The 25,687-nt window shown below is 60.4% G+C and carries 28 protein-coding genes; 4 read left to right on the forward strand and 24 right to left on the reverse strand.

The window, feature by feature from the left end:
- Positions 1 to 253: 253 nt before the first annotated feature.
- The 3 genes from ACUTSC_RS19830 (at position 254) to ACUTSC_RS19840 (ending at position 2,765) form a co-directional block, all read left to right on the forward strand.
- Entirely contained in the window at positions 254 to 1,336 is a 1,083-nt protein-coding gene (locus tag ACUTSC_RS19830; RefSeq protein WP_047730078.1) for a LacI family DNA-binding transcriptional regulator, read from the forward strand.
- Positions 1,337 to 1,398: 62 nt separating this feature from the next.
- Positions 1,399 to 2,424 (forward strand): M4 family metallopeptidase, encoded by a 1,026-nt coding sequence (locus tag ACUTSC_RS19835; protein WP_197768749.1) that lies wholly within the window; start codon positions 1,399 to 1,401, stop codon positions 2,422 to 2,424.
- Positions 2,424 to 2,765: a protealysin inhibitor emfourin gene (locus tag ACUTSC_RS19840; RefSeq protein ID WP_197768750.1), complete on the forward strand. Its 342-nt coding sequence runs from the start codon at positions 2,424 to 2,426 to the stop codon at positions 2,763 to 2,765. The genes ACUTSC_RS19835 and ACUTSC_RS19840 overlap by 1 nt, the downstream gene beginning before the upstream one ends.
- Before the next feature lie 4 nt (positions 2,766 to 2,769).
- Here ACUTSC_RS19840 and ACUTSC_RS19845 read toward each other — a convergent pair whose 3' ends face one another.
- The 22 genes from ACUTSC_RS19845 to trmJ all read right to left on the reverse strand — a co-directional run bounded on the left by ACUTSC_RS19845 (position 2,770) and on the right by trmJ (position 22,880).
- On the reverse strand, positions 2,770 to 2,991 hold the full coding sequence (locus ACUTSC_RS19845) for a zinc ribbon domain-containing protein (protein WP_130018142.1): 222 nt from the start codon (positions 2,989 to 2,991) through the stop codon (positions 2,770 to 2,772).
- 12 nt (positions 2,992 to 3,003) lie between these two features.
- Positions 3,004 to 3,960 carry an AEC family transporter gene (locus tag ACUTSC_RS19850; protein WP_047730075.1) on the reverse strand — a complete coding sequence of 319 codons (957 nt, stop codon included), beginning with the start codon at positions 3,958 to 3,960 and terminating at the stop codon, positions 3,004 to 3,006.
- 98 nt (positions 3,961 to 4,058) lie between these two features.
- Positions 4,059 to 5,549 (reverse strand): ribosome biogenesis GTPase Der, encoded by a 1,491-nt coding sequence (gene der / locus ACUTSC_RS19855; protein WP_197762317.1) that lies wholly within the window; start codon positions 5,547 to 5,549, stop codon positions 4,059 to 4,061.
- A 131-nt stretch (positions 5,550 to 5,680) separates the two neighbouring features.
- Entirely contained in the window at positions 5,681 to 6,862 is a 1,182-nt protein-coding gene (gene bamB, locus ACUTSC_RS19860; protein ID WP_033648914.1) for an outer membrane protein assembly factor BamB, read from the reverse strand.
- Between the two features lie 11 nt (positions 6,863 to 6,873).
- Entirely contained in the window at positions 6,874 to 7,494 is a 621-nt protein-coding gene (locus tag ACUTSC_RS19865; RefSeq protein WP_033635592.1) for a YfgM family protein, read from the reverse strand.
- 13 nt (positions 7,495 to 7,507) lie between these two features.
- Positions 7,508 to 8,782: a histidine--tRNA ligase gene (hisS, locus tag ACUTSC_RS19870; RefSeq protein WP_197768752.1), complete on the reverse strand. Its 1,275-nt coding sequence runs from the start codon at positions 8,780 to 8,782 to the stop codon at positions 7,508 to 7,510.
- 139 nt (positions 8,783 to 8,921) lie between these two features.
- Positions 8,922 to 10,043: a flavodoxin-dependent (E)-4-hydroxy-3-methylbut-2-enyl-diphosphate synthase gene (gene ispG, locus ACUTSC_RS19875; protein ID WP_016929756.1), complete on the reverse strand. Its 1,122-nt coding sequence runs from the start codon at positions 10,041 to 10,043 to the stop codon at positions 8,922 to 8,924.
- 45 nt (positions 10,044 to 10,088) lie between these two features.
- Positions 10,089 to 11,063: a cytoskeleton protein RodZ gene (gene rodZ, locus ACUTSC_RS19880; protein WP_197768753.1), complete on the reverse strand. Its 975-nt coding sequence runs from the start codon at positions 11,061 to 11,063 to the stop codon at positions 10,089 to 10,091.
- Positions 11,053 to 11,802, reverse strand: a complete 750-nt coding sequence (gene pilW / locus ACUTSC_RS19885; RefSeq protein ID WP_197768754.1) for a type IV pilus biogenesis/stability protein PilW — start codon at positions 11,800 to 11,802, stop codon at positions 11,053 to 11,055. Before pilW ends, rodZ begins: the two co-directional genes overlap by 11 nt.
- A 98-nt stretch (positions 11,803 to 11,900) precedes the next feature.
- Positions 11,901 to 13,097 (reverse strand): bifunctional tRNA (adenosine(37)-C2)-methyltransferase TrmG/ribosomal RNA large subunit methyltransferase RlmN, encoded by a 1,197-nt coding sequence (locus ACUTSC_RS19890; protein ID WP_004941426.1) that lies wholly within the window; start codon positions 13,095 to 13,097, stop codon positions 11,901 to 11,903.
- A gap of 237 nt (positions 13,098 to 13,334) precedes the next feature.
- The gene (gene ndk / locus ACUTSC_RS19895; protein ID WP_004941424.1) at positions 13,335 to 13,760 is read right to left on the reverse strand and encodes a nucleoside-diphosphate kinase; all 426 of its coding nucleotides are present in this window, start codon (positions 13,758 to 13,760) and stop codon (positions 13,335 to 13,337) included.
- A gap of 162 nt (positions 13,761 to 13,922) precedes the next feature.
- Entirely contained in the window at positions 13,923 to 14,753 is an 831-nt protein-coding gene (sseB, locus tag ACUTSC_RS19900) for an enhanced serine sensitivity protein SseB (RefSeq protein WP_102984273.1), read from the reverse strand.
- A gap of 89 nt (positions 14,754 to 14,842) precedes the next feature.
- On the reverse strand, positions 14,843 to 16,138 hold the full coding sequence (pepB, locus tag ACUTSC_RS19905) for an aminopeptidase PepB (protein WP_197768755.1): 1,296 nt from the start codon (positions 16,136 to 16,138) through the stop codon (positions 14,843 to 14,845).
- Between the two features lie 223 nt (positions 16,139 to 16,361).
- Complete coding sequence (iscX, locus tag ACUTSC_RS19910) at positions 16,362 to 16,562, reverse strand: Fe-S cluster assembly protein IscX (protein WP_006327336.1); 201 nt, start codon at positions 16,560 to 16,562, stop codon at positions 16,362 to 16,364.
- A gap of 32 nt (positions 16,563 to 16,594) precedes the next feature.
- On the reverse strand, positions 16,595 to 16,930 hold the full coding sequence (fdx, locus tag ACUTSC_RS19915) for an ISC system 2Fe-2S type ferredoxin (RefSeq protein WP_004941417.1): 336 nt from the start codon (positions 16,928 to 16,930) through the stop codon (positions 16,595 to 16,597).
- 2 nt (positions 16,931 to 16,932) lie between these two features.
- On the reverse strand, positions 16,933 to 18,783 hold the full coding sequence (hscA, locus tag ACUTSC_RS19920) for a Fe-S protein assembly chaperone HscA (protein WP_197768756.1): 1,851 nt from the start codon (positions 18,781 to 18,783) through the stop codon (positions 16,933 to 16,935).
- A gap of 32 nt (positions 18,784 to 18,815) precedes the next feature.
- Positions 18,816 to 19,337, reverse strand: coding sequence for a co-chaperone HscB (gene hscB / locus ACUTSC_RS19925; RefSeq protein ID WP_063990540.1), 522 nt, complete (start codon positions 19,335 to 19,337; stop codon positions 18,816 to 18,818).
- Between the two features lie 62 nt (positions 19,338 to 19,399).
- Positions 19,400 to 19,723 carry an iron-sulfur cluster assembly protein IscA gene (iscA, locus tag ACUTSC_RS19930; protein ID WP_004941410.1) on the reverse strand — a complete coding sequence of 108 codons (324 nt, stop codon included), beginning with the start codon at positions 19,721 to 19,723 and terminating at the stop codon, positions 19,400 to 19,402.
- A gap of 54 nt (positions 19,724 to 19,777) precedes the next feature.
- The gene (gene iscU, locus ACUTSC_RS19935) at positions 19,778 to 20,164 is read right to left on the reverse strand and encodes a Fe-S cluster assembly scaffold IscU (protein ID WP_004941408.1); all 387 of its coding nucleotides are present in this window, start codon (positions 20,162 to 20,164) and stop codon (positions 19,778 to 19,780) included.
- A gap of 24 nt (positions 20,165 to 20,188) precedes the next feature.
- Positions 20,189 to 21,403, reverse strand: a complete 1,215-nt coding sequence (iscS, locus tag ACUTSC_RS19940) for a cysteine desulfurase (protein WP_016929764.1) — start codon at positions 21,401 to 21,403, stop codon at positions 20,189 to 20,191.
- Positions 21,404 to 21,457: 54 nt separating this feature from the next.
- A complete protein-coding gene (iscR, locus tag ACUTSC_RS19945; RefSeq protein WP_004941404.1) occupies positions 21,458 to 21,952 on the reverse strand; it encodes a Fe-S cluster assembly transcriptional regulator IscR in 495 nt (164 codons plus the stop codon).
- 193 nt (positions 21,953 to 22,145) lie between these two features.
- Complete coding sequence (gene trmJ / locus ACUTSC_RS19950) at positions 22,146 to 22,880, reverse strand: tRNA (cytosine(32)/uridine(32)-2'-O)-methyltransferase TrmJ (RefSeq protein ID WP_025303916.1); 735 nt, start codon at positions 22,878 to 22,880, stop codon at positions 22,146 to 22,148.
- 119 nt (positions 22,881 to 22,999) lie between these two features.
- On the opposite strand from trmJ, the gene suhB reads away from it, so the two are divergent.
- The gene (gene suhB / locus ACUTSC_RS19955; RefSeq protein ID WP_004941400.1) at positions 23,000 to 23,803 is read left to right on the forward strand and encodes an inositol-1-monophosphatase; all 804 of its coding nucleotides are present in this window, start codon (positions 23,000 to 23,002) and stop codon (positions 23,801 to 23,803) included.
- 56 nt (positions 23,804 to 23,859) lie between these two features.
- Here the strand turns inward: suhB and ACUTSC_RS19960 are convergent, their stop codons facing one another.
- Both ACUTSC_RS19960 and ACUTSC_RS19965 read right to left on the reverse strand, forming a co-directional pair.
- Positions 23,860 to 24,882, reverse strand: coding sequence for a nickel/cobalt transporter (locus ACUTSC_RS19960; protein ID WP_063990542.1), 1,023 nt, complete (start codon positions 24,880 to 24,882; stop codon positions 23,860 to 23,862).
- Positions 24,873 to 25,508 (reverse strand): DUF1007 family protein, encoded by a 636-nt coding sequence (locus ACUTSC_RS19965; RefSeq protein ID WP_197768800.1) that lies wholly within the window; start codon positions 25,506 to 25,508, stop codon positions 24,873 to 24,875. The genes ACUTSC_RS19960 and ACUTSC_RS19965 overlap by 10 nt, the downstream gene beginning before the upstream one ends.
- Positions 25,509 to 25,687: the final 179 nt, after the last annotated feature.

The following is a 25,687-nucleotide window of genomic DNA, read 5'->3' on the forward strand; positions in this document are numbered from 1 at the left end:
CGACAGACAATCACAACCCCATGATTTATTTTTTGTTTTCTTTTTCGCACACCGTTAAAATTGGACTGACAGGTCGCTAAAATTGGTGTACCAATGCAGACTACTCAGCGAGAGCGCGCAGCGAAACGGGGTTTTTTGCAAAGATTTTCACAGGCGGGTGAAAAAATAGTCATAATGGGCATAAAAGCCGGTCAAGACGCTGAAAATCCGCGGTGAAAATATTCTCATGGACGAATTTGAAGGAGATCACAGAATGAACGGAAAGCTGAAAATTCAGGAGATCGCTCGCCAAACCGGGTTGTCGATCAGCACCGTTTCCCGCGTGCTGGCGGGCAAGGCCAACACCAGCGCCGAGGCGCGCCGCAAGGTGCTGGACTGTGCGCAGCAAAACGGCATTCTGCAGGGTATTTCCAGCGGCCGGCTGATGCTGAACAACGTGATGGTGTTCGCGCCGCAGCGCGCGTTCGACGTGCGCACCGACATCTTCTACTACAAGGTCATTCAGGGTATCGCCGCCGCGCTGATGGAGCACGAGGTGCGCATCCGCTACTGCGGGCTGGAAGAGCAACACAGCGACGGCGCGCTGTTTCTGGAAAAGATGAGCGACCCGCACACCGAAGCGGCGCTGATCATCGGCATCGACGACGAGCATATCCACACCCTGGCCGCCGATCTGCACAAGCCCTGCGTGCTGATCAACTGCAGCGATCGGCAGATGCGGCTGGACAGCGTCTCGCCGGATCATCAGCTGATTGGCGACTATTCCGCCAGCTACCTGTTTCAGCAGGGGCACAGCCATATCCTCAATCTGCAGTGTCTGCGCCGCCACACCATGGAGCTGCGGCTGGCGGGCATCCGGCAGGCCTACGCCCGGCATCATTTGCCGTTCGACGACGGCCGCCATCTGGTCACCACCTCCGGCTTCGGCAGTGAAGAGGCCGAGCAGGCACTGACCACCTACCTCGACGGCCTCCACGGCCACTCCCCGCTGCCGACGGCGATCCTGGCCGGCGGCGACTACATGGCGGTCGGGGCGGTCAAGGCGCTCAACAAGCGGGGGCTGAGCGTGCCGGGCGACGTCTCGGTGATGAGCACCGACGGCTTCAACCTGGCGGAAATCCACGATGTGCCGCTGACCTCGGTGCAGGTTCCGCGCGATGAGCTGGGCTACGAGGCGATCCAACTGCTGCAGCGGCGCATGCTGCGCGCCGACGCGCCGCCGTGCAATCTGCTGCTGCACGGCCGGCTGGCGGTGCGCGCCTCGGTGCGGCGCATCAGCCCGCACAAGACCGCGCCGGCGGTGAGCACGCATGACCACAGGCTTTATGACGAGTAGGCTACACTTAGGCACAGTGCATTCATTCGATGAGGTAAAATTTTTACCTAAGGAGAGCCACTATGCCAGCCCAGCGCATGCGTTCCGTCATTCCTCCCTACATGCTGCGCCGCATCATTGAACACGGCAACGCCCCGCAGCGCGACTGCGCGCTGCACACGCTGAACCACGTGCAAAGCCTGCTCGGCAACAAGCCGCTGCGTTCGCCGACCGAGAAAAACGCCCGAGCCGGCGAAGCGCTCCGCGATATCTACGACGCCCAGAACGGCACCCAGCTGCCCGGCAAACAGGTGCGCAACGAGGGCCAGCCCAGCAACCACGACGTGGCGGTGGACGAAGCCTACGACTATCTCGGCGTCACCTACGATTTCTTCTGGCAGGCCTACCGCCGCAATTCACTGGATAACCAGGGGCTGCCGCTGGTTGGCAGCGTGCACTACGGCAAGGAGTACCAGAACGCCTTCTGGAACGGCCAGCAGATGGTGTTCGGCGACGGCGACGGCGAGATCTTCAACCGCTTCACCATCGCCATCGACGTGGTCGGCCACGAGCTGGCGCACGGCGTGACCGAGAGCGAAGCAGGGCTGATCTACTACCAGCAGTCCGGGGCGCTCAACGAGTCGTTGTCCGACGTGTTCGGCTCGTTGGTCAAGCAGTTCCACCTGCAGCAAACCGCCGATAAAGCCGACTGGCTGATCGGCGCCGGGCTGCTCGCCAAGGGCATCACAGGCAAAGGGCTGCGCTCAATGTCGGCACCCGGCACCGCCTACGACGATCCGCTGCTGGGCAAAGACCCGCAGCCCGCCGGCATGAAAGATTATATCCAGACCAAGGAAGACAACGGCGGCGTGCACCTCAACTCCGGCATCCCCAACCGCGCCTTCTACCTGGCGGCGACGGCGCTGGGCGGCTTCGCCTGGGAGAAAGCCGGCTACGTCTGGTATGACACGGTGTGCGACAAAGCGCTGCCGCAAAACGCCGACTTCGCCACCTTCGCCCGCACCACGGTGAAACATGCGCTAGCGCGTTTCGACCAGAGCGTGGCGGACAAGGTGCAGCAAGCCTGGCATCAGGTGGGGGTGGAATAATGAAACCGCTGCCGACGCTCAATCAGGATACGGTCATTGAGCTGGCGCGCGAGGGAGGCTTCGCCTACATTCCCAAACTGGCGGGCCAGCGCCGCATCGCGCTGGCCGATATCACGCCGGAGCAGCGGCAGCGCCTGAATCAGTTGCTGAACCAGACGCTGCCCTATGCGCAGGAAGAAGGCCAGCCCACCACCCCCGGCTGCGGCGACCAGCGCTACTACCGCGTGCAAATCAACTACACCAGCCCCACCCTGAGCACTGAGATCGTGCTGTTAATCCCGGAAAGCAGCGCGCCGCAGGCGCTGGTGGATCTGTGGAAAACCGGCCAGGTGGATGAGTGAGGGCTTACAGCGGCTGATAGCTGAAATTCACCCGTTTCTTGGAGATCAGCCCGTGCCCGTTCTGGCACAGGTAATCCACCGCCCCACAGGCTTTCAATTCTTGCAGCGGCTGCCCGCACTCCGGGCAGCTCGCCAGCTGCAGATAATCGCGCTGGCAGGCTTCACAATGGTAGTGACCCGCTACCCACTTCATGGTCTGACGGCAGTGCGGACAGTGCGCTTCCATAACGACTCCAGGTTAAATCGCGCCCCATGAGCGCAAGAAATAGATCCCCAACGCGGTGGTGAAGAACGAACCGACGGTGGTGATGGCGATAATGTTGGCCGCCAGCGTGGCGTTGCCGCCCATGGCGCGCGTCATCACATAGCTGCCCGAAGCGGTCGGCGTGGCGGAAAACAGGAAGATAATGCCCAGCGCCGCCCCCTGAAACCCGCACAGCCAGCCGGCCAGCGTCATCAGGCACGGCACCAGAAACAGCTTGGCCGCCGACGACAGCGCCGCCACGTTGGACGAGCGGAACATGGCGCGAAAATCCAGGCTGGCGCCGGTGCACAGCAGCGCCAGCGGCAGCGACAGCGCGGAGATATAGCTGCCGGTCTGGCGGATCACGGTCGGGATGCCCAGCCCGGTTTGCGCATACAGCAGCCCGCACACCAGGCCGATGATCAGCGGGTTGGTAACAATGCTGCGCAGCAGCGACAGGTGGCTGATTTTCTTGCCCTGCCCGCCCTGCAGGCTGCGCGTGAGGGTGATGACCGACAGCACGTTGAACAGGATCACCGTCACCGTCAGATACAGCGAGGCGAGCGCAATGCCTTCGCTGCCGTAGGCTGTCATGGCGTAGGCCAGGCCGACGATGGCGGTATTGGCGCGGAAACCGCCCTGCACGAACACCCCGCGCTCACGCGGTTCTTTTACCAGCCACTTGGCGGCCAGCTCCAAGAGCAGGAAGGTCGCCAGCGTGCCGACCGCGCCGAACAGCACCAGCGGCAGATTGCCGAGCAGCTGCGGGTGGTTGGTGGCGATGCTGAAAAACAGCAGGCACGGCAGCGCCAGATTGAACACCAGGCGGGTCGCGCCGTCGACAAAGCGGTCATCCATCAGGCGCCAATGGCGCAGCAGGATCCCCAGCAGCATCATCAGCAGATTCGGCACGGTGACGTTAAATGCAAAACTCCAGGTTTCCCAGGACATGGTGTTCCTTCAGGCAGGCGAGGTAATCTTCAGATAATAAAACGATTTCGGGCCAATAAAAAAGGGCGCGGCATCACTGCCGCGCCCCTCATGAGCGATTACTTGCTCTTTTTCAGGTGGCTCATCAGGCGCTTGCGCTTACGCATCTGGGTCGGCGTCAGCAGGTTGCGTTTGCCGGCGAACGGGTTGTCGCCCTCTTTGAACTGGATGCGGATCGGCGTCCCCATCACGTTCAGCGAGCGGCGGAAGTAGTTCATCAGGTAGCGTTTGTACGAATCAGCCAGATCGCTGACCTGATTGCCGTGGATCACCACGATCGGCGGGTTGTAACCGCCGGCGTGAGCGTATTTCAGCTTCACGCGGCGGCCGCGCACCAACGGTGGCTGGTGATCGTCAACCGCCATCTGCATGATTTTGGTCAGCATCGAGGTGTTTACGCGGCGGGTTGCGCACTCGTAGGCTTCCTGTACCGATTCGAACAGGTTGCCGACGCCGCTGCCGTGCAGAGCGGAAATGAAGTGCACGCGCGCGAAGTCGACGAAGCCCAGACGCAGGTCGAGCATCTCTTTCACGTGCTCGCGATCTTCTTCGCTCATACCGTCCCACTTGTTGACCGCAATCACCAGTGAGCGCCCACTATTGAGGATAAAGCCGAGCAGCGAGAGATCTTGATCGGAGATGCCTTCACGCGCGTCGATCACCAGCAGCACCACGTTGGCGTCTTCAATCGCCTGCAGGGTTTTGATCACCGAGAACTTCTCGACGGTTTCGGTCACCTTGCCGCGTTTACGCACCCCGGCGGTGTCGATCAGCACGTATTCGCGTTCGTCGCGCACCATCGGAATGTAGATGCTGTCGCGGGTGGTGCCCGGCATGTCGTACACCACCACGCGCTCCTCGCCGAGGATGCGGTTAGTGAGCGTAGACTTACCAACGTTCGGACGGCCGACGATCGCCAGTTTGATCGGCAGATCCTGCGGGTTGAACTCTTCTTCCGGCTCTTCGTCGTCTTCGCCTTCCAGCGTTTCGCCGTTTTGCTCGGCCCAGTAAGCGGCGTTGGCCTCTTCCTCGGTCAGCTCGACGTCTTCCGGTTTTTCCGGCACGAACGGCACCAGCACATGTTCGATCAGCTGGGTCACGCCACGGCCGTGGGAAGCGGCGATAGCGAACACTTCACCCAGGCCGAGCGAGTAGAAATCGGCGGTGGCGGTATCCGGATCCAGGCCGTCGGTCTTGTTGGCCACCAGGAAGGTCGCCTTCTGGCGGCTGCGCAGGTGCTGAGCGATGCCCTGATCCGCCGGCATCAGGCCGGCGCGGGCGTCGACCATGAACAGCACGATGTCCGCCTCTTCGATCGCCAGCAGCGACTGACCGGCCATGCGCGTTTCGACGCCGTCTTCGGTGCCGTCGATACCGCCGGTATCGACGATGATGAATTCATTGCCTTCGATTTCAGCACGACCATACTTGCGGTCACGCGTCAGCCCCGGGAAATCCGCCACCAGCGCATCACGCGTATGGGTTAAACGGTTGAACAAGGTGGATTTACCCACATTCGGGCGCCCGACCAGCGCGACGACAGGTATCATTGTTGAAGCCTCATTACTTAATAATCAATGCGTTACTGCACTGTGGATAGACACCAGCGGTGCAGCTTATAAAAATACGAAACGGCCCCTGAACATTCAGGAGCCGTTTGCAAGCCTTGCGACGAGCGGCGTTAGCGGGTGAAAGCGTAAACTTTCCCGCCGCGAGCCTGGATGACCAGCTTGTCGCCGGCCACCATCGGCGCAGACAGGAAGCCGGAGCTGTCCACTTCCTGCTGGGCGACAAAACGGCCATCGGTGGTGTTGATCCAGTGCAGATAGCCTTCGGCGTCACCGGTCACCAGATAACCATTATACATCACCGGCGGTGTCAGGTTGCGGTGCAGCAGATCGCTCTGCGTCCACACGGTCACGCCACCTTCGGTGCTGAGCGCGACGACGCGATCGTTTTGGTCGATCAGGTAGATGCGGCCCGCGTCGACGATGAAATCGTTCACCGAACCCAGCTCGCGTTTCCAGATAATCTGGCCGGAACGCAGATCCAGCGCCGTCAGGTTGCCGTTGTAACCCAGCGCGTAGACCACGCCGTCAACGATCACCGGCGTGGTGTCCACGTCGTTCAGGCGATCGATTTCGGTCGCGCCGCTCGGCTGAGAAATACGCTGTTGCCAGATCAGTTGCCCCTGCTGCATCAGCACGGCGCTGACGCGGCCGTTGTCACCGCCGACGATGGCGGCGCCAAAGGCGACGGCCGGTGCGGATTCACCGCGCAGCGACAGCGAAGGCATGTCCAGGTTAACCGTCCATTTCACCGCGCCGTCGGCTTCGTTCAGCGCCTGCAGCATGCCGTTGGAGGTGTGCACCAACACCATGCCGTCGCTGACAACCGGACGGGAGATCGCTTCGCCGGCCACTTTGGTCTGCCAGGCGATGGCGCCGTCGGCGGTGTTCAATGCGTAAACCACCGCTTTTTCGCTGCCGACGTAAACCTTGTCACCCGCGACCGTCAGGCCACCCGACAGTAGCGCAGACAGGTTGCTGGAGAAGAAACCGGTCTTCTCGGAGAGATTGACCTTCCACTTCTCGTTGCCGCTGTCGGCGTCCATCGCTTTCACGATGCCGAAGCGATCGGCGGCGTAAATGGTGCTGTCCTGATAGGCCGGACGCAGGTGGGAGTAATACTCACCGATGCCGTCGCCCACCGAGGTGCTCCACGCCTTGCTCGGCGTAAACTGATTTTCAACTTTCGGCAACGGCGACATGGTAACCACGTCTTCTTCGCTGTTAAACAGCGAGCAACCACTCAGCAAGGCAGCGGAAACCAGTCCGACCAAGAGTGTTTTACGCAATTGCATGGGAATTCCCCTTAGCTGGACAAGTTATTCAATTTCATGCGCAGCAGTACCTGCAGCGCCTGAGAAGCGTTGGACTCAATGCCTTTGCTGTAAGCTTCGCGCGCGCCCTTGGCGTCGCCCTTGGCCAGCAGCACATCGCCGCGCACATCCTGCATCATCGCCGCCCAGCCTTCGCCTTTCACGCCATCCAGCGTTTTCAGCGCTTCATCCAGCTTTTTCTCCTGCAGCTGGACGCGCGCCAGACGCAGATCGATCATTGCCAACAGGTTGTCGTCTTTGGTCTGGCCCTGCGCCAGCGCCAGTTGTTGTTCCGCCTTGGCGAAATCATTCTGTTCGACAAAGTGCTTGGCCAACTGCAGCGCGGCCAATACGCCGTAGCTGTTGCCGTTAGCCTGGACAAATTTCTCCGCGGCAGCCACGTCATCCGGCTTGCCGGCCGCCAGACGATCGCTGGCTTCCTGATAGGATTGCGATGCCGCCATCATGTTGGAGTTTTCATGGCTCTGCCAGTAACGCCAGCCAACCAGGGCACCAATTCCGAGCACCACGCCCACCGCCAGCGCTTTGCCGTTCTCGGCAAAGAACCGACGCAGTGCGTCGACTTGTTCGTTTTCAGTGGTATAGACTTCCACGGTGTCCTTCTCCTTAACCTAACATCAAAGCCAGACGCGCAGCGACTTCGCTTTGCGCCAGCGTTTCTTGTTCACCACTGCGCAGGTCTTTCACCACCACCTGCTGCGCCGCCACTTCGCTCTCACCCAGGATCAGCGCGATGTGCGCGCCCCATTTGTCCGCACGGGTGATCTGCTTCTTGAAGTTGCCGCCGCCGTAATTGGTCATCAGCTTCAACTGCGGCGCGGCGTCGCGCACCTGTTCAGCCAGCTGCATCGCCGCGCTCTGGGTGCCCGCGCCGGAAGAGATGACGTACACGTCGATAGCCGACGGCGCCTTGAATTCCGGGTTAACCGCCTGCACCAGCAACACCAGGCGTTCGAGGCCCATGGCGAAACCGACCGCCGGGGTGGCACGGCCACCCAATTGCTCGACCAGGCCGTCGTAACGGCCGCCCGCGCAGACGGTGCCCTGCGCGCCCAGGCTGGTGGTCACCCACTCAAACACGGTGCGGTTGTAGTAATCCAGACCGCGCACCAGGCGCTCGTTAACGGTATATGGGATACCTGCCTGCGCCAAAAGTTCACACAGACCGGCGAAGTGAGCACGGGATTCTTCATCCAGGTACTCGGACAGGCGCGGCGCGTCGTTCAGCAGCGCCTGCACCTCAGGATTCTTGGAGTCCAGCACGCGCAGCGGGTTGCTGTACATGCGGCGTTTGCAGTCTTCGTCCAGCACCTCGACGTGCTGCTCCAGGAACGCCACCAGCGCGTCGCGGTAGTTGGCGCGCGCCTCCAGCGAACCGATGGAGTTCAGCTCCAGCTTGACGTGCTCGGCGATGCCCAGCGCTTTCCACCAGCGGGCCGTCAGCAGGATCAGCTCGGCGTCGATGTCCGGGCCTTGCAGGCCGAACACTTCCGCGCCCAGCTGATGGAACTGACGGTAGCGGCCCTTCTGCGGGCGCTCGTAGCGGAACATCGGGCCGATGTACCACAGACGCTGTTCCTGATTGTACAGCAGACCATGTTCGATGCCGGCGCGCACGCAGCCAGCCGTCCCTTCCGGACGCAGCGTCAGGCTTTCGCCGTTGCGGTCTTCGAAGGTATACATCTCTTTTTCCACGACGTCGGTCACTTCGCCGATCGCGCGTTTGAATAACGGGGTCTGCTCTACAATCGGCAACCGGATTTCGCTGTAACCGTAGCTGCCCAGCACCTGCTTGAGGGTGCCTTCAATACGCTGCCATAATGCCGTTTCTTCCGGCAGGTAGTCGTTCATGCCGCGAATGGCTTGAATGTTCTTTGCCACGTGAGTTCTCTGTCCGTTGTCTGTAAAAATGAACCTGATTATAGGGACTTTGCCGCCCGGTATTCAACGCGGATGCGGTTTTCTGCCCTTCAGGCTCATAAACAAGCGGGCCAACAGGCCCGCCGTGTAGCAATAACGCTTATTTTTCCAGCAGGTTGACCGTGATGCGGTTGCTTTCGTCCATCATCGCGGCCTTGGCGCGAATTTTCGCTTCCAGCTGGTCGATCATCTGTTCGTTGTCGAAACGCTCTTTCTGGCGCACGCCGTCTTCATAGAAACCGCTCTTCTTGTGGCCGCCGGTCACGCCCATGGTGGACACCAGCGCTTCGCCCGGGCCGTTCACCACGCAGCCGATAATCGAAACGTCCATCGGCGTGATGATGTCTTCCAGGCGCTGCTCCAGGGCGTTCACCGTGCCAATCACGTCGAATTCCTGACGCGAACAGGTCGGGCAGGCGATAAAGTTGATACCGCGCGCGCGGATGCGCAGCGACTTCAGGATATCGAAACCGACCTTCACCTCTTCGACCGGATCCGCCGCCAGCGAGATGCGCAGGGTGTCGCCGATGCCTTCAGACAGCAGCATGCCCAGGCCGATGGCCGATTTGACCGACCCGCTGCGCGCGCCGCCGGCTTCGGTGATGCCCAGATGCAGCGGCTGATCGATGCGCGAGGCCAGCAGGCGGTAGGATTGCACCGCCAGGAACACGTCCGACGCCTTGACGCTGACCTTGAACTGATCGAAGTTGAGGCGATCGAGGATGTCCACGTGGCGCATGGCGGATTCCAGCAGCGCTTCCGGCGTAGGTTCGCCGTACTTTTCCTGCAGGTCTTTCTCCAGCGAGCCGCCGTTGACGCCGATGCGAATCGGGATGTTCTTATCGCGGGCGCAGTCTACCACCGAGCGAATGCGCGATTCGTTGCCGATGTTGCCCGGGTTGATGCGCAGGCAGTCTACGCCGTATTCGGCAACCTGCAGCGCGATGCGATAATCGAAGTGAATATCGGCGACCAGCGGCACGTTGACCTGCTGCTTGATCAGTTTGAACGCCTCGGCGGCGTCCATGGTAGGAACCGAAACGCGGACGATGTCGACGCCCACGCGCTCCAGCGCTTTAATCTGATTAACCGTTGCTTCAACATCGGTGGTACGGGTGTTGGTCATCGACTGCACGGCAATCGGCGCGCCATCACCAATAGGCACCTTGCCGACGTAAATGCGTGTAGATTTTCGACGGTTGATGGGCGCTTGGTTATGCATTACTTACTCTCCATTGCTGCTCTGACATCACGACCAGCCGCGCGATTACTGCGCGGCGACGGTCAGGCGAGCAACACGGTTTGACTTAACGAACCGGCTTAAATCAACCGGCTTACCCTGATACTGGATCTGTACTGCCGCCGGCGCGCCGATGGTCAGTTTATACGGCGCAGTGCCGGTCAGGTTCAGCTTGCCACCCTGCTTCTGGGTGCCGCTGAACAGCGTCTTACCGCTCGCATCGGTCACCTGCAGCCAGCAGTCGGCGGAGAAATCCATCACCAGCGCATTCGGATCGGCCACCGGCGCGGCCACGCCCGCATCGGCGGTCGGCAACGGCGCTTGTGCCGCCGGCGCGGTTTCCGGCAGGGTTGTCTGGCTTGGCGACACCACGGCAGGCTGCTGCTGAGCCGCGCTCGGCGCCTGAGCGGTAGCCGCCGGCGCCTGAGCCGCTGCGCCGGCATCGGCCGGCGCGGCGCTGTTGTCAGTCAACGGCACATTGGTACCGGCGTCAGCATTGCCGTCGGTCAGCGGCACGGACTGCCCTTCGTTATTCTGCGAAAGCTGTGCCGAGGACTGATCGGCCATGGTGGCGATCTCTTCCTGCTGCGCCTTGTGGTTTTGCCACCACCAGGCGCCGGTCAGGCCGATCACCACGAACACGATAAGCCAGGTGAAGCTCATCAGCCAGCCGTCGCGTTTCTTGCGGCGCTTGCCCAGCGAGAAGCTTTGCATCGGCGCCACTTTAGCCATCTTCAACGGCGCCTGCTTGGCCAGCATCGGCAGCAGTTCATCTTCCGGCAAATGCACCAGCTTGGCGTAGGAACGGATGTAGCCGCGCACGAAGGTGGACGCGAGGTCAGCAGACACGCTGTCTTCCTCGATATCGCGCACGGTGGACATTTTGAGACACAGGCGTTCTGCAACGGTCTGTTGGCTCAGCCCGAGTTGCTCACGGGCCTGACGCAGGCGCTGGCCCGTCGTCATGGATTCGGTTTTATCTTGGGAGGCTTCAGTATTCATTAGCTAAGAACTGCTGGTACTGTTTGGATTGTGGAAAACTTCGCGCTAGCTGCTTGCCATAGCGTTGAACGCTATCCTGACGGCCGGCTAACGCGGCGAAACGAATCTGTAACCATAAGCTGCTGGCGCTGGCCGGCAGAACATGCTGATAAACATCCAATAAAAGTTGCGACTGGGCGCGCTTCCCTTCTCCAAATTGCTTTTCGGCCTCCGCCAACAGCGGAGTGCCTTTGTCCGGATCGACCTTCAGCGCGCGGCTCAACAGCGTGCGCGCCTCATCGTTTTGTCCGGCCTTGAGAAAACAGTAACCTGCGTTTTCCAGACTGTCGGCGACCTGGCCATAATCGGGCACCAACGCCGCAGCGCTAAACTGCTGTTGCGCCGGTACATACTGCCCTAAACCGCAAAGAAACGCACCGTAATTATTCAATACGGTGCCATTGCCTGGCGCAAGTTTGAGCGCTTGCCGATAACGCTGTTCGGCCGCGGCATTTTCACCGATCCGCTGCGCGTAGAGCGCCATGCCCAACTGCGTGCGGTAATCCTGCGGGGCCGCATCCAGCGCCTTTTCCAGGTTCTGGCGCGCGGCGTCCATGTCGCCTTGCTGCAGGTACTCCAGGCCCAGTTGCAACCGCGTCTGGCCCGCCTCAGAGACTTGTGCTTCCTTTTCCGGCGCTGAACCGGAACACCCGGCCAACAACCCGGCCGCCAGCCACACACCCCACAGTTTCAGCTTCATGCCCGCATTCATTTCCTTATCGGCCGTCAGCTAACGCCTATCAGCGACACGCTTGCGCATAACAGGCTGTTAGATAACAAAAAATGGTGCTATAGGATTCAGACCGCCCGTACGTTGATAGGTTCCCCGGCCATTTTCTTCTTCAGGGTACGCTTGGTACGGTCGATCACTTCACCCGCCAGTTGCCCGCAGGCGGCATCGATATCGTCACCACGGGTTTTACGAACAATAGTCGTAAAGCCGTATTCCATCAACACCTTGGAGAAACGATCCACCCGGCTGTTGGAGCTGCGGCCGTAAGGGGCGCCCGGGAACGGGTTCCATGGGATCAGGTTGATCTTGCACGGCGTGTCTTTCAGCACTTCCGCCAGCTGATGCGCATCGTCGGTGCTGTCGTTGATATGATCCAGCATCACGTACTCGACGGTCACACGGCCCTGGTTGGCGTTGGATTTCTCCAAATAGCGGCGCACCGCGGACAGGAAGGTCTCGATGTTGTACTTGCGGTTGATCGGCACGATCTCATCGCGGATGGTGTCGTTCGGCGCGTGCAGCGAGATCGCCAGCGCCACGTCGATCATGTCGCCCAGCTTGTCCAGCGCCGGCACCACGCCGGAGGTAGACAGGGTCACGCGGCGTTTGGATAGGCCAAAGCCGAAGTCGTCCAACATGATTTCCATCGCCGGTACCACGTTGTTCAGGTTGAGCAGCGGCTCGCCCATCCCCATCATCACCACGTTGGTGATCGGACGTTGGCCGGTCACCTTCAGCGCGCCGATGATTTTCGCCGCGCGCCACACCTGGCCGATGATTTCCGACACGCGCAGGTTGCGGTTGAAGCCCTGCTGCGCCGTCGAACAGAATTTGCACTCCAGCGCGCAGCCTACCTGCGAGGAGACGCACAGCGTCGCGCGGTCGGCTTCCGGGATATACACGGTTTCGACCTGCTGATCGCCGACTTTAATCGCCCACTTGATGGTGCCGTCGGCCGAACGCTGTTCTTCCGCCACTTCCGGCGCGCGGATTTCCGCCACGCGCTGCAGCTTGCCGCGCAGGACTTTGTTGATGTCGGTCATCTGCTCGAAATCGTCGCAGCAGTAGTGGTAAATCCACTTCATCACCTGATCGGCGCGGAACGGTTTCTCGCCCATTTCGGCGAAGAACTCGCGCATTTGCTGGCGGTTCAGGTCCAGCAGGTTGATTTTGGCCGCAGCCGGTTGCTCCACGTTAACGGAGGGGGTAGTCAGCGAATTATTTTCAGACACGGTGTGCTCGGACGTGATGGGTTCTAACATAATGATCTCTGGCCTCGTTATTACACGTTATGGCGCTAAAGAATGGACAGTAAGTTGTGCATTTCAGCCCGCATGATTCGGGTGGCGGCACTAAAAACACGCCCCTGACAAGTCGTCTCATCAGGGGCGCGGCATTGTACAAATTTTAGTAGCGGGTGGCTACGGCTGAAAGGCATTCAGGGCATTTTTATTGTTTCAGCCGGTGAATGCCGGGTTATCAGCCAAGAAACGGCACGATTAACGTGCGCAGATTTCGCTTTCGTTGAAGAAGTAAGCGATTTCGCGCTGTGCGGATTCAACGGAGTCGGAACCGTGAACGGCGTTAGCGGTGAAGCTGTCCGCGTAGTCGGCACGCAGGGTACCGGCCAGGGCGTTGTCCGGGTTGGTTGCGCCCATGATGTCACGGTTGCGCTGCACGGCGTTTTCAGATTCCAGAACCTGCACCATGATTGGGCCGGAGGTCATGAACTCAACCAGACCGTCGAAGAATGGACGGCCTTTGTGCTCAGCGTAGAAGCCTTCAGCTTGTTCGCGAGTCAGACGCAGCATTTTAGCGGCGATGATTTTGAAACCGGCGCGCTCGAAACGCGCATAGATAGCGCCGATGTCGTTGTTGGCTACAGCGTTTGGTTTAACGATGGAAAAGGTACGTTCTACGGTCATGATGGCCTCTGTATGACTTCCAAAACAGGCCGGTCTGCAATGTTGCCGGCCTTCTCAAGTGGCGCAGATTATATGTGCGCCGTTAACGCTTGCCTACGGGAAAATCAACATTTCATTAAAAAAATATGATCTTCATGGGCCATTTTCGACAACGTGGCGACGCTACTGGGTCTTGTCGGTAGACGGGATCAAATTGCGCAGCCAGCTGCCCCAGCGGCGCTGATAAAACGGCTGCGTATGGGAGATCAGATAGTGGCTGATGCCGCGCTCTTTCTCCGACACCAGGCAGAAATCCACCGGTTCGTCGTTCGGCGCCGTTTCGCTGGCGACGCTGCCGGCCTCGTTGATCAACGCCTCGATCTCCGCCGACTCGGCGTCCACTTCCAGCCCGATCAGCAAATTCGGTTTCTCGTCCGCCGCCTGGTCGTGCATCAGCGCCAGAAACGCGCGGCGCACCGGCTTGCGCTGGCTGAACAGCGTGGTCAACGCGTCCACCATCGCCGACGGATACTCTTCGGGCTGCCCCAGCAGGATTTGGGTCTCTTTATCGACGTAATGCTCCACCGGTTTGACGACGCCGCCGGTCGCCAGCAGCATCGCCACCTCTTCCGGATAGAACTCCTTGCCGTACTCCGCCTTCGGGTTGAGGAACAGATCCGCACCCTGGGTGATTTCGAACAGTACCCGCGCCGGCATGGCGATAAATGGCTGTTCGTCCTCAACGGCTTTCTGCAGCGCTTCCAGCGAGGTGAAGAACGGAATGATGCTGCCGCCGTCCTGCTTTTCCCAATGCTGGATATTGACCGGCGTATCCGCGTTCAGCGCGATGTCGCCGTCCTGCTGCACCTGTTCGCTGTCGCCGAGGATCAGCACCGTGGCGTCGAGCAGTTCACGGAAGAACGCCGGGCGATGGGCCGGCTCCGTCACCGCCAGCTTCAGCAGGCGTTCAAGTTCGTTCTCGCTCGGGGCGGCATCGTGATGATGGGCACTCATGGCAAACTCCAGGGATCAAATAGCGAGGCCCAGCATGCTGGGCCCCGAAGATAATGCGCATTCTAGCGCCCGACGCGGCGGGCGTTCAATTATTTGGCTTTGCTCAGCAGCAGATTGGCCAGGGTGCGCACGCCCAGACCGGTCGCGCCGGCCGACCACTGCTCCACCGCGCCTTTGCGGTAGGTGGCGGAACAGTCGATGTGCAGCCAGCCTTGCTGGTAATTCTTGACGAAGTGCGACAGGAAGGCCGCCGCGGTGCTGGCGCCGGCGGTGTAGGCCGGGCCGGCCACGTTGTTCAGCTCGGCGAAGTTGGACGGCAGTTGGCTGCGGTGGAACTCGGCCAGCGGCAGACGCCAGAATGGCTCTTGCTCGGCGGCGGCGCTGCTCAGCAGCTCCTGCGCCAGCGCGTCGTCGAAGCTGAACAGCGCATGGTAGTCGTTGCCGACCGCGGTTTTGGCGGCACCGGTCAGGGTGGCGCAGTCGATAATCAGCTGCGGGTTCTGCTGAGAAGCGTCGATCAGGCCGTCGGCCAGCACCAGGCGCCCTTCCGCATCGGTGTTCATCACCTCAACGGTTTTGCCGTTGCGGTAGCGAATGATGTCGCCCAGTTTGAAAGCGTTGCCGCTGACCATGTTGTCGGCGCAGCACAGGTACAGCTTCACGCGCTGCTTCAGGCCGCGCGCCGCCGCCAGCGCCAGGGCGCCGGTGATGGTCGCCGCGCCGCCCATGTCAGCCTTCATCGAATCCATAAAGGCGCTCTGCTTCAGGCTATAACCGCCGGTATCGAAGGTGATGCCCTTGCCGACCAGGCAGGCGAACACCGGCGCGTCCGGGTTACCGGTCGGGTTGAAGTCGAGCGCCAGCAGCACCGGTGGACGTTCGGAACCGCGGCCGACGGTGTGGATGCCGGCATAGTTCTGCTCGCGCAGATCTTCGCCCTTGGTGATGCGATAGCTGACGGCATCGCAGCCGACGTCGCACATCAGATCGACGGCGCGGGTCGCCAGCTGCTCCGGCCCCAGCTCTTCCGCCGGCATATTGATGGTGTCGCGCACCCAGTCAACGATCTTCAGGCGCTTATCCAGCTCCTGACGCGCGGCTTCCGGCAGCTCGGCCCATTCGACGTTGCGTTGCCCTTTCGGCCCACGGTAACCCTGCCAAAACGCCCAGCTGTTTTCCAAGTCCCAACCGTCGCCGGCCAGCTTGACGTTTTTGATGCCCTGACCGTCAATTTTGCGGCCCGCACGCTGGATCGCGCCCAGCTTGTCGGCGCCGGTCAGGTGGATGGTCATCCCTTCGCCGTTGGTGCTGAGCAGCGCTTTTTCGCCCCAACGGGCGTCGGCAGGTTGTTGCGACAGCGCGACCTGCATGAATTCTGTTGTCATAGCCTTCTTACTCCGGATGTTCCCTTTATTATTTCATTAGGGCTTTATTGCATACCCTATGGATTTCAAATTGCAGCTAGGCGCCCAGCGATCTCATCCCCAGGAGCTTACTCAGGTAAGTGACTGGGGTGTGATCGTGCAGGTAACAACGCTGCGGTTTGAAAGACGACGGGTATGTCGGATACAAAATAAACGGGCCGCCCATGGCAGCCCGTTACGCTATTTACTCCGCTTCATCTAACCAGACCAGCAGGATCGCTTCCAGTATTTTTTCGTTGGAAGCCTGCGGATCGTCGTCGAACTCTTCCAGATCGCAGATCCACTGATGCATGTCGGTAAAACGCACGGTTTTCGGATCGGTGTCCGGGTATTGGTCGTACAGGGCTTCGCCGATTTCTCGGCTGTCGGTCCACTTCAGTCCCATTATGATCTCCGGGTTGGCGCTGCGGCTAACAATTAATGCTCACGCGCGTGGTTGACGGTGTAGCGCGGCATTTCGACCACCAGATCTTCGTCGGCGACCAGCGCCTGGCAGCTCAGACGGCTTTCCGGCTCCAGCCCCCACGCTTTGTCCAGCATGTCGTCTTCCAGCTCGCTGCTCTCTTCCAGCGAATCGAAGCCTTCACGCACGATGCAGTGGCAGGTGGTGCAGGCGCAGGATTTCTCGCAGGCGTGCTCGATTTCAATGCCGTTGCGCAGCGCAACGTTGAGGATCGACTCCCCTTTTTCGGCTTCCAGAACCGCCCCTTCCGGGCAAAGATCTTGATGGGGCAGGAAAACAATTTTAGGCATGGTTAAACCTCATCCACAGAATGGCCAGCCAGCGCGCGGCGAATGGAAGCGTCCATGCGGCGCGCGGCAAAATCTTGCGTTTGTGCATCTAATGTTTTGATGGCGTCTTCGATAGCGGCGGGATCTTCCCCCTGCACCGCCTGCTGCAATGCCTGGGTCGCGGCGGCGATCGCCTGGCTTTCCGCCTCGCTCAGCAGCGAGGCGTCGGTGGCCAGCGCGCCCTGCAGGCTTTCCAGCACCCGCGAGGCTTCCACGCGTTGCTCCGCCAGCTTGCGCGCGCCCACGTCGCTTTGCGCGTTGGCCATCGAATCCTTGATTATGCCGGCGATTTCGCTGTCCGACAGGCCGTACGACGGCTTCACCTGGATCGAGGCTTCGACGCCGGTGGATTTCTCCATCGCGGTGACGCTCAGCAGACCGTCGGCATCCACCTGGAAGGTAACGCGAATGTGCGCCCCCCCGGCAGGCAGCGGCGGCAGGCCGCGCAGCGTGAAGCGCGCCAGCGAACGGCAATCCTGCACCAGCTCGCGCTCGCCCTGCAGCACATGGATCATCATCGCGCTCTGGCCGTCTTTGAAGGTGGTGAACTCCTGCGCGCGCGCCACCGGGATGGTGGTGTTGCGCGGGATCACTTTCTCCACCAGGCCGCCCATGGTTTCGAGGCCCAGCGACAGCGGGATCACGTCCAGCAGCAGCATGTCGCTGTCCGGCTTGTTGCCCACCAGAATGTCGGCCTGGATCGCGGCGCCGATGGCGACCACTTTATCCGGATCGATCGACGTCAGCGGCGCGCGGCCGAAGAAGGCGCCCACCTGCTCACGCACCAGCGGCACGCGGGTAGAACCGCCGACCATCACCGCTTCCAGCACCTCGTCGGCGGCGACGCCGGCGTCTTTCAGCGCGCGACGGCAGGCCATCAGCGTGCGTTTCACCAGCGGAGCGATCAGCGCTTCGAACTGGGCGCGGGTCACCTCGCCCTGCCAGCCGGCCACCTCAACGCGCACGCTGTCGGCATCGCTCAACGCGATTTTGGCGGCGATGGCGGCGTCCAGCAGCTGGCGCTGCACGCCATGGTCGCTGCGATCGGCCACGCCGGCCTGCTCGCGCAGCCAGTCGGCCAGCAGGTGATCGAAATCGTCGCCGCCCAGCGCGGAATCGCCGCCGGTGGCCAACACTTCGAACACGCCGCGGCTGAGGCGCAGAATGGAGATATCAAAGGTGCCTCCGCCCAGATCGTAAACCGCGATCACCCCTTCCTGGCCGGAATCCAGCCCGTAGGCGATCGCCGCCGCGGTCGGTTCGTTCAGCAGGCGCAGGACGTGCAGGCCGGCCAGACGCGCCGCGTCTTTGGTGCCTTGACGCTGTGCGTCGTCGAAGTAGGCGGGAACGGTGATCACCACGCCGTCCAGCTCCCCTTCCAGCGCCGCTTGCGCGCGCGCGGACAGGGCCCGCAGGATATCGGCGGAGACGCCGACCGGGTTAACCGGGCCGGCGGCGGTGACGATCAGTGGCAGGCCGTTGTCGCTGGCCTGGAATTGATACGGCAGGTTCGGGTAACGTTGCTGCACGTCCGCCAACGAGCGGCCCATCATGCGTTTGATGGAGCTGACGGTATTGGCCGGATCCTGCGCCGCCTGTTGGCGCGCCTCCCAGCCGACGCGCTGCGCGTCCGCCTGATAATGCACCACCGAAGGCAGCAAATGGCGGCCCTGTTCGTCGGCCAGCGTTTCCGCTTGCCCGCTGCGCACCGTGGCGACCAGCGAGTTGGTGGTGCCTAAGTCGATGCCGGCGGCCAGACGTCGCTGGTGCGGCGCGGCGCTGAGGCCAGGCTCACTAATTTGTAATAAGGCCATGTTGAAGCTTCCACAATCAGAATCAGAAGGTGTTACTCAAAACCCAGCAGTTTTTCTTCGAGTTGTTCAACCTGTTGCTGGAGTTTGTCCAAAAAGCGCAGCTTGCGCACGGTGTCGGCGGCGTCCGCCCATTGCTCACCATCCAGCTGCTGCAGCATCAGCGCGCTGCGCTGTTTGATGGAGACAGCCAGCCGCGCGCCGAAATCGGCCAGCAGGCTTTCCGCCTCCGGCTTGCGCTCAATGGCGTCGAGCTCTTCGCGCAGTTCCAGCTGTTCCATCAGAAACGCGGTGTCGCGCATCGTATGCTGTTCGTTGCCCAGATCGAAGCCGTGCAAAGATAGCATATACTCCGCGCGTTTTAACGGGTGCTTCAGCGCCTGGTAGGCTTCGTTGATGGTCGCCGCCTGCTGCAACGCCATCAGGCGTTCGCGCTCCGGCTGGTTGGCGAAACGATCGGGGTGGAATTGGCGCTGCAGATCCTGGAAGCGGGACGCAAGCAGGCTGCCGTCCACGGTGTAGCGAACTGGCAGCCCGAATAAAGTAAAGTAATCCATAGCGTGCTCTGGGCGTTAGCGGATGAAGTTCCCCCGCCGAAACGGGGGAGCACGATGGACTGTCAGACGTTGAAACTCTCGCCGCAGCCGCATTCGCTTGAGACGTTCGGGTTGTTGAACTTGAAGCCTTCGTTCAGGCCTTCCTTAACGAAATCAAGCTCGGTGCCGTCAAGGTAGACCAGGCTCTTGCCGTCGATGATCACCTTGATGCCTTTGTCTTCAAACACGATGTCGTCATCGTTGGCTTCGTCAACAAATTCCAGCACGTACGCCATCCCGGAGCAGCCGGAAGTTCGCACTCCCAGACGCAGGCCGAGACCTTTGCCGCGGTTCGTCAAAAACGCCTGAACACGCTGCGCAGCGCTGTCGCTCATGGTAATAGACATCACAACCTCACACTTCACATCAAAGCCCGGCGCGGCCGGGCCGACTCAGACAAATTACTTGGCGCTGTGCTTGCTCTTATAGTCGGCAATCGCTGCTTTGATGGCGTCTTCAGCCAGGATCGAGCAGTGAATTTTGACCGGCGGCAATTCCAGCTCTTCAGCGATCTGGGTGTTTTTGATCGCTTCAGCCTGATCGAGCGACTTGCCTTTCATCCATTCGGTCACCAGCGAGCTGGAGGCGATGGCGGAACCGCAGCCGTAAGTTTTAAAGCGCGCGTCTTCGATGATGCCTTCATCGTTAACCTTGATCTGCAGCTTCATGACGTCGCCGCAGGCCGGTGCCCCTACCATGCCGCTGCCGACGGTAGGATCTTCGTTGTCGAAAGAACCCACGTTGCGCGGGTTTTCATAATGATCGATTACTTTTTCGCTGTAAGCCATGACCTTGCTCCTGAAACCTGAGAATTAATGATGCGCCCATTCGATGCTGTTGATGTCCACGCCCTGCTTGAACATCTCCCATAACGGGGACAGATCGCGCAGACGGCCGATGGATTTACGCACCAGTTGAATGGTGTAGTCGATCTCTTCTTCCGTGGTGAAACGCCCCAGGGAGAAACGGATCGAGCTGTGCGCCAATTCATCGCTCATGCCCAGCGCGCGCAGCACATAGGACGGCTCGAGGCTGGCGGAGGTACAGGCTGAACCGGAGGAAACGGCCAGGTCTTTCAGCGCCATGATCAGCGACTCGCCTTCAACGTAGTTGAAGCTGACGTTCAGGATGTTCGGTGCGCCGTGCTCCAGATCGCCGTTCAGATACACTTCTTCCATATCTTTCACGCCGTTCCACAGACGATCGCGCAGGGTGCGCAGACGCGCCATCTCTTCGGTCATCTCTTCTTTGGCGATGCGGTAAGCTTCGCCCATGCCGACGATCTGGTGGACAGGCAGAGTGCCGGAACGCATGCCGCGCTCGTGACCGCCGCCGTGTACCTGCGCTTCGATGCGAATGCGCGGCTTACGGCGCACGTACAGCGCGCCGATGCCTTTCGGGCCATAGATTTTGTGGCCGGAGAACGACATCAGGTCGACTTTCAGCTTGCTCAGATCGATAGGCAGTTTGCCCACGCTCTGGGTGGCGTCAACGTGGTAGATGATACCGCGCGCGCGGCACATTTCGCCGATTGCTTCGATATCCTGCACCACGCCGATTTCGTTGTTGACGTGCATGATGGAGACCAGAATGGTGTCATCGCGCAGCGCCGCTTCGAGATCCTGCAGGCTGATGATGCCGTTGCTCTGCGGCGCCAGGTAGGTCACTTCAAACCCTTCGCGCTCCAGCTGACGGCAGGTGTCCAGCACGGCTTTGTGTTCGGTTTTGCTGGTGATGATGTGCTTGCCTTTTTTCTGGTAGAAATTGGCAGCGCCTTTGATCGCCAGGTTGTCGGATTCGGTCGCCCCGGAGGTGAAGACAATTTCGCGTGGGTCGGCGCCCACCAGTTCGGCGATTTGGTTACGGGCGATGTCTACCGCCTCTTCCGCCTGCCAACCGAAACGGTGGGAACGGGAAGCCGGGTTGCCGAAAGTGCCGTCCAGGGTCAAAAACTGCATCATCTTCTCAGCAACGCGCGGGTCGACCGGCGTCGTTGCTGAGTAATCCAGATAAATCGGTAATTTCATTGCTCTTGTGCTCCGTACATCACTTCCAAAAACTAAAAAAATTTCGCCAGCTGCTTATGCGCGCAGATTAACGTTGATAGTTTCTTGCGGACGACCGTTGGCCGTGCGGCGCGTATCGTTGTTTTGACGATCCGCCACCACCAGCACTTCCTGGTTATTGACCAGTTCTGCCAGCGTAATGTTGTTCAGGAACCCGCTGATGCGCTCGCTCAGATCGCGCCACAGGGCGTGGGTCAAGCAGCGATCGCCGCCCTGACAGCCTTCTTTGCCCTGGCAACGGGTTGCATCTACCGATTCATCGACGGCAGTGATGACAGCGCCAACGGCGATCTCACCCGCGTCTTTACCCAGCAGATAACCACCGCCCGGACCACGCACGCTGGCCACCAGGCCGTTCTTGCGCAGACGGGAGAATAATTGTTCCAGATAAGAGAGCGAAATACCCTGGCGTTCGGAAATGTCCGCCAGTGGTACCGGCCCTTCCTGGGAATGCAGCGCTACGTCAAGCATAGCGGTTACGGCATAACGGCCTTTGGATGTCAGTCTCATAGCTCAATGGTTACCTGTTGGTCAAATATGGCCGAAAGTCTGACATTCCTGAGTAAAACAGTCAACTATTTAACCTAGTAATTGACTCAAGTATTAGCACGTTTTGAACTTAGCAAGAACAAAGGTATATAAAATACATGTTATAACCTTTGGATAACTAATACTATTGTCGCCCACCGTTATGCCACATCAATTAATTACCTTGATGTTTATCCTGTTTCTCGATCGACGTCAGCATGCCGCGCAGGATATTCAGCTCCTGCCCTTCCGGGCGCGCGCGGGTGAACAGCCGACGCAGGCGGCTCATCACCTGCCCCGGATGGGACGGGCGAATAAAGCCGGTGCGCTGCAGCGTCTGCTCCAGGTGCTGATAGAAACGCTCGAGGTCGTCCACCAGCGGATACGGCGTCTCTTCCAGCTGCGGCGCGCCCGCCTGTTGGCGATCGAGGTAAGCCACGCGCACTTCGTACGCCAGGATCTGCACCGCCATCGCCAGGTTCAGCGAGCTGTAGTCCGGGTTGGCCGGAATGGCGACGTGGTAGTGGCACTTCTGCAGTTCATCGTTGGTCAGCCCGACGCGTTCGCGGCCGAACACCAGCGCCACCGGCGCGTGTTCGCCTTCGTGCACTGCGCGCACGCCGCATTCACGCGGCTCCAGCATCGGCCACGGCAAGGTGCGAGAACGTGCGCTGGTGCCCACCACCAGGCTACAGCCGGCGATGGCGTCATCGAGGGTATCGACGATAGTGGCGTTGCCGATCACGTCGCTGGCGCCGGCGGCCAGGGCGATGGCCTGAGAATCGGGTTTGATCAGCGGATTAACCAGATAAAGGTTGGTTAAACCCATGGTTTTCATGGCTCTGGCGGTCGAGCCCATGTTGCCGGTATGTGAAGTCTCTACCAGAACAATGCGGATATTGTGCAGCATACAAACTCTGAGCGTGGCGGAAAATCGCAGCATCTTAACACAGCCATAGGCAATTTGCCGAACAGCTGCTATACTTCGCGCCGTTTCCTGTTCTTTAACATCCTAGTTGGAAGATACCCATGCATCCGATGCTGACTATCGCCGTGCGCGCTGCGCGCAAGGCCGGTAACCTGATTGCCAAAAACTACGAAACCCCGGACGCTGTAGAAGCGAGCCAGAAAGGGACCAATGACTTCGTCACCAACGTCGATCGCGATGCAGAGCATCTGATCATCGACGTCATCCGCAAGTCTTATCCGCAACACAGTATCGTGAGCGAAGAACGCGGTGAGCTGATCGGCGAAGATCGCGATGTGCAATGGGTGATCGATCCACTGGATGGCACTGCAAACTTCATCAAACGTTTCCCTCATTTCTCCGTTTCCATCGCCGTACGCATCAAAGGCCGTACTGAAGTGGCCGTGGTCTACGATCCGATGCGCAACGAACTGTTCACCGCCACGCGCGGCCAGGGCGCACAGCTCAACGGTTACCGCCTGCGCGGCACCAACGCCAAAGATCTGGATGGCACCATCCTGGCGACCGGCTTCCCGTTCAAGGTCAAGCAGCACGCAACGCCTTACATCAACATCGTCGGCAAGCTGTTCACCCAGTGTGCAGACTTCCGCCGCACCGGTTCCGCCGCGCTGGATCTGGCCTATGTGGCCGCCGGCCGCGTAGACGGGTTCTTCGAAATCGGCCTGAAGCCGTGGGATTTCGCCGCGGGCGAACTGCTGGTGCGTGAAGCCGGCGGCCTGGTGACCGACTTCGTCGGTGGCCACAACCACTTCAGCTCCGGCAACGTGGTTGCAGGCAACCCGCGCGTAGTGAAAGCCATGCTGGCCACCATGCGTGAAGAACTGAGCGAAGCGCTGAAGCGTTAATCGCCAGAAGCAAATCGAAAAAAAGCGCTGCCGATGCAGCGCTTTTTTTATGCCCGTTAGCGGGAGAAGGGCCGGATGCCACCGCCGAATTCCGGCTGCGCGCTGACGTACAGCAACAGCCCGGCGGCCAACAGGATCAGGCCGCCGGCCAGCGCCAACGCCCCCCAGGCCACCGCGCTCCAGGCGGCGGGCGCGCGCGAACGGCTGAGGCGCACCGCCAGCCGGCGGCTGTAATGCACCAGCAGCGCCAGCATCGAGATGGTCAACGAGGTGCCGAATGCCATCGCCAGCGCGGAGATCACTCCCCAGCCGAACACGCCGATCACCTTGGAGAACAGCAGCACCAAAATCGCCCCCGAACAGGGGCGCATGCCCATCGCCAGCACGATGGCGGCCTGAGTGCGCCAGTCGCTTCCCGCCTGCAGCTCGCTGTCGCTCGGCAGATGCCGGTGGCCGCAGCCGCAATTGGCGCTGTGCACATGATCCGCCGCCAGCGGCGTCAGGCTGTTGATGCGCAGCGCCGGCGCCGGGCGCATCGCCTTGATCGCCGCAAACAGGCGTTTCAGCGCGCGCCAACTCAGTAGCACGCCAAGCAGCATCACCAGGATAAAGCTGCCCTTTTCCAGCCAGAAGCTGCTTTGGTGCAGCTGGCGCGAAGAGAGCTGCAATACCACCAGCATCAGCGTGACCAGCGCGATCGCCACCCCGCCCTGTACCAGCGAGGCGGCGAAGGTCAGCTTCAGGCTGCTTTTCAGCCGCGCCGGATGGGTGGCCAGATAGGTGGCGATCACCACTTTGCCGTGGCCGGGGCCGAGCGCATGCAAGACGCCATAGCCGAGGCTGAACAGCATCAGCGCCAGCCCGGCCTGCTGCGGCGCGGCCTTCACCTGCTGTAACAGCCCCGCCATCTGCTGGTGCAGCGCTTTTTGCCACACCACGCTCTGCATCAGCAGCTGCGGCCAATAGTGCCACGCCAGCAGCGCGGCGGCCGCCAGCGCCAGCATGAACGGCAGCAGCGGCCACAGGCCGAAGGCCCAGTGGCGTCGGCTCGTCGTCGGTTGTGAGAGATTTAACGACATTGCAGCCTCACCCGCTGGGCGAACTGCTGCCCCAGCGCCAGGTCTTCACCGGGCGAGTCGTTCTTGTCGAGCGACAGCGCATAGGCCTGCAGCGACGCATTCGGCTTCGGCGTCATCAGCTTGTAGCTGCACAGCTGCGCCATCTCCGGCGGCAGATGCAGTGCATTTTGGTCTTTATAGGTCATGTCCACGAAATAAGTCGGATCGTAAGTAGAAAGTTCGAACGGCTTGCCCACCAGCGGCTGCGGCTCGGCCAACGGCAGCACGAACTCCAGCACCGCCTGATTGCCCTGGCGCGACAGATGATATTCGCTGGGCAAGTTCAGGTATTTCACCGGTTTGCCGTCGCGGTAAAGATCGGTGAAATAGTGCTGCCCCAGCACGTTGGCCATCACTTCCGCCGCCAGCTTTTTCCACACCTCCGAATCGCTCTTGGCGTTTTTCGCATCGTAGAGCAGATCTGCCGAGGTGATTTCATCCATCACCCACACCATTTTCAGGCCGACCAGCCGCTGGTCCTTGGCGACGAAGGTGGTGTTCATGTCGATAAAGCTGTGCGGATGCGCGATCGCACCGGCGCTGAACACGGCGCCAAAGGCAGCCAAAAGACGACGTAACTTCATCATTATCCTGTCTTACCTGTATTTGTTATAACGTAACACAAACAAACGCCGAACGGCCCGCCTCTCCCGGCGATATTTGTGACGAAAGTTGTAAGCCGAAGTAAAAGCCGCGCGGTAACCCTGCCGCCACAAAGCCTTTTGCTATGCTTAGGCATAATCGCAACCTTTTATGCCGGAAGGTG

This window comes from Serratia sp. TSA_105.2, assembly GCF_052692115.1.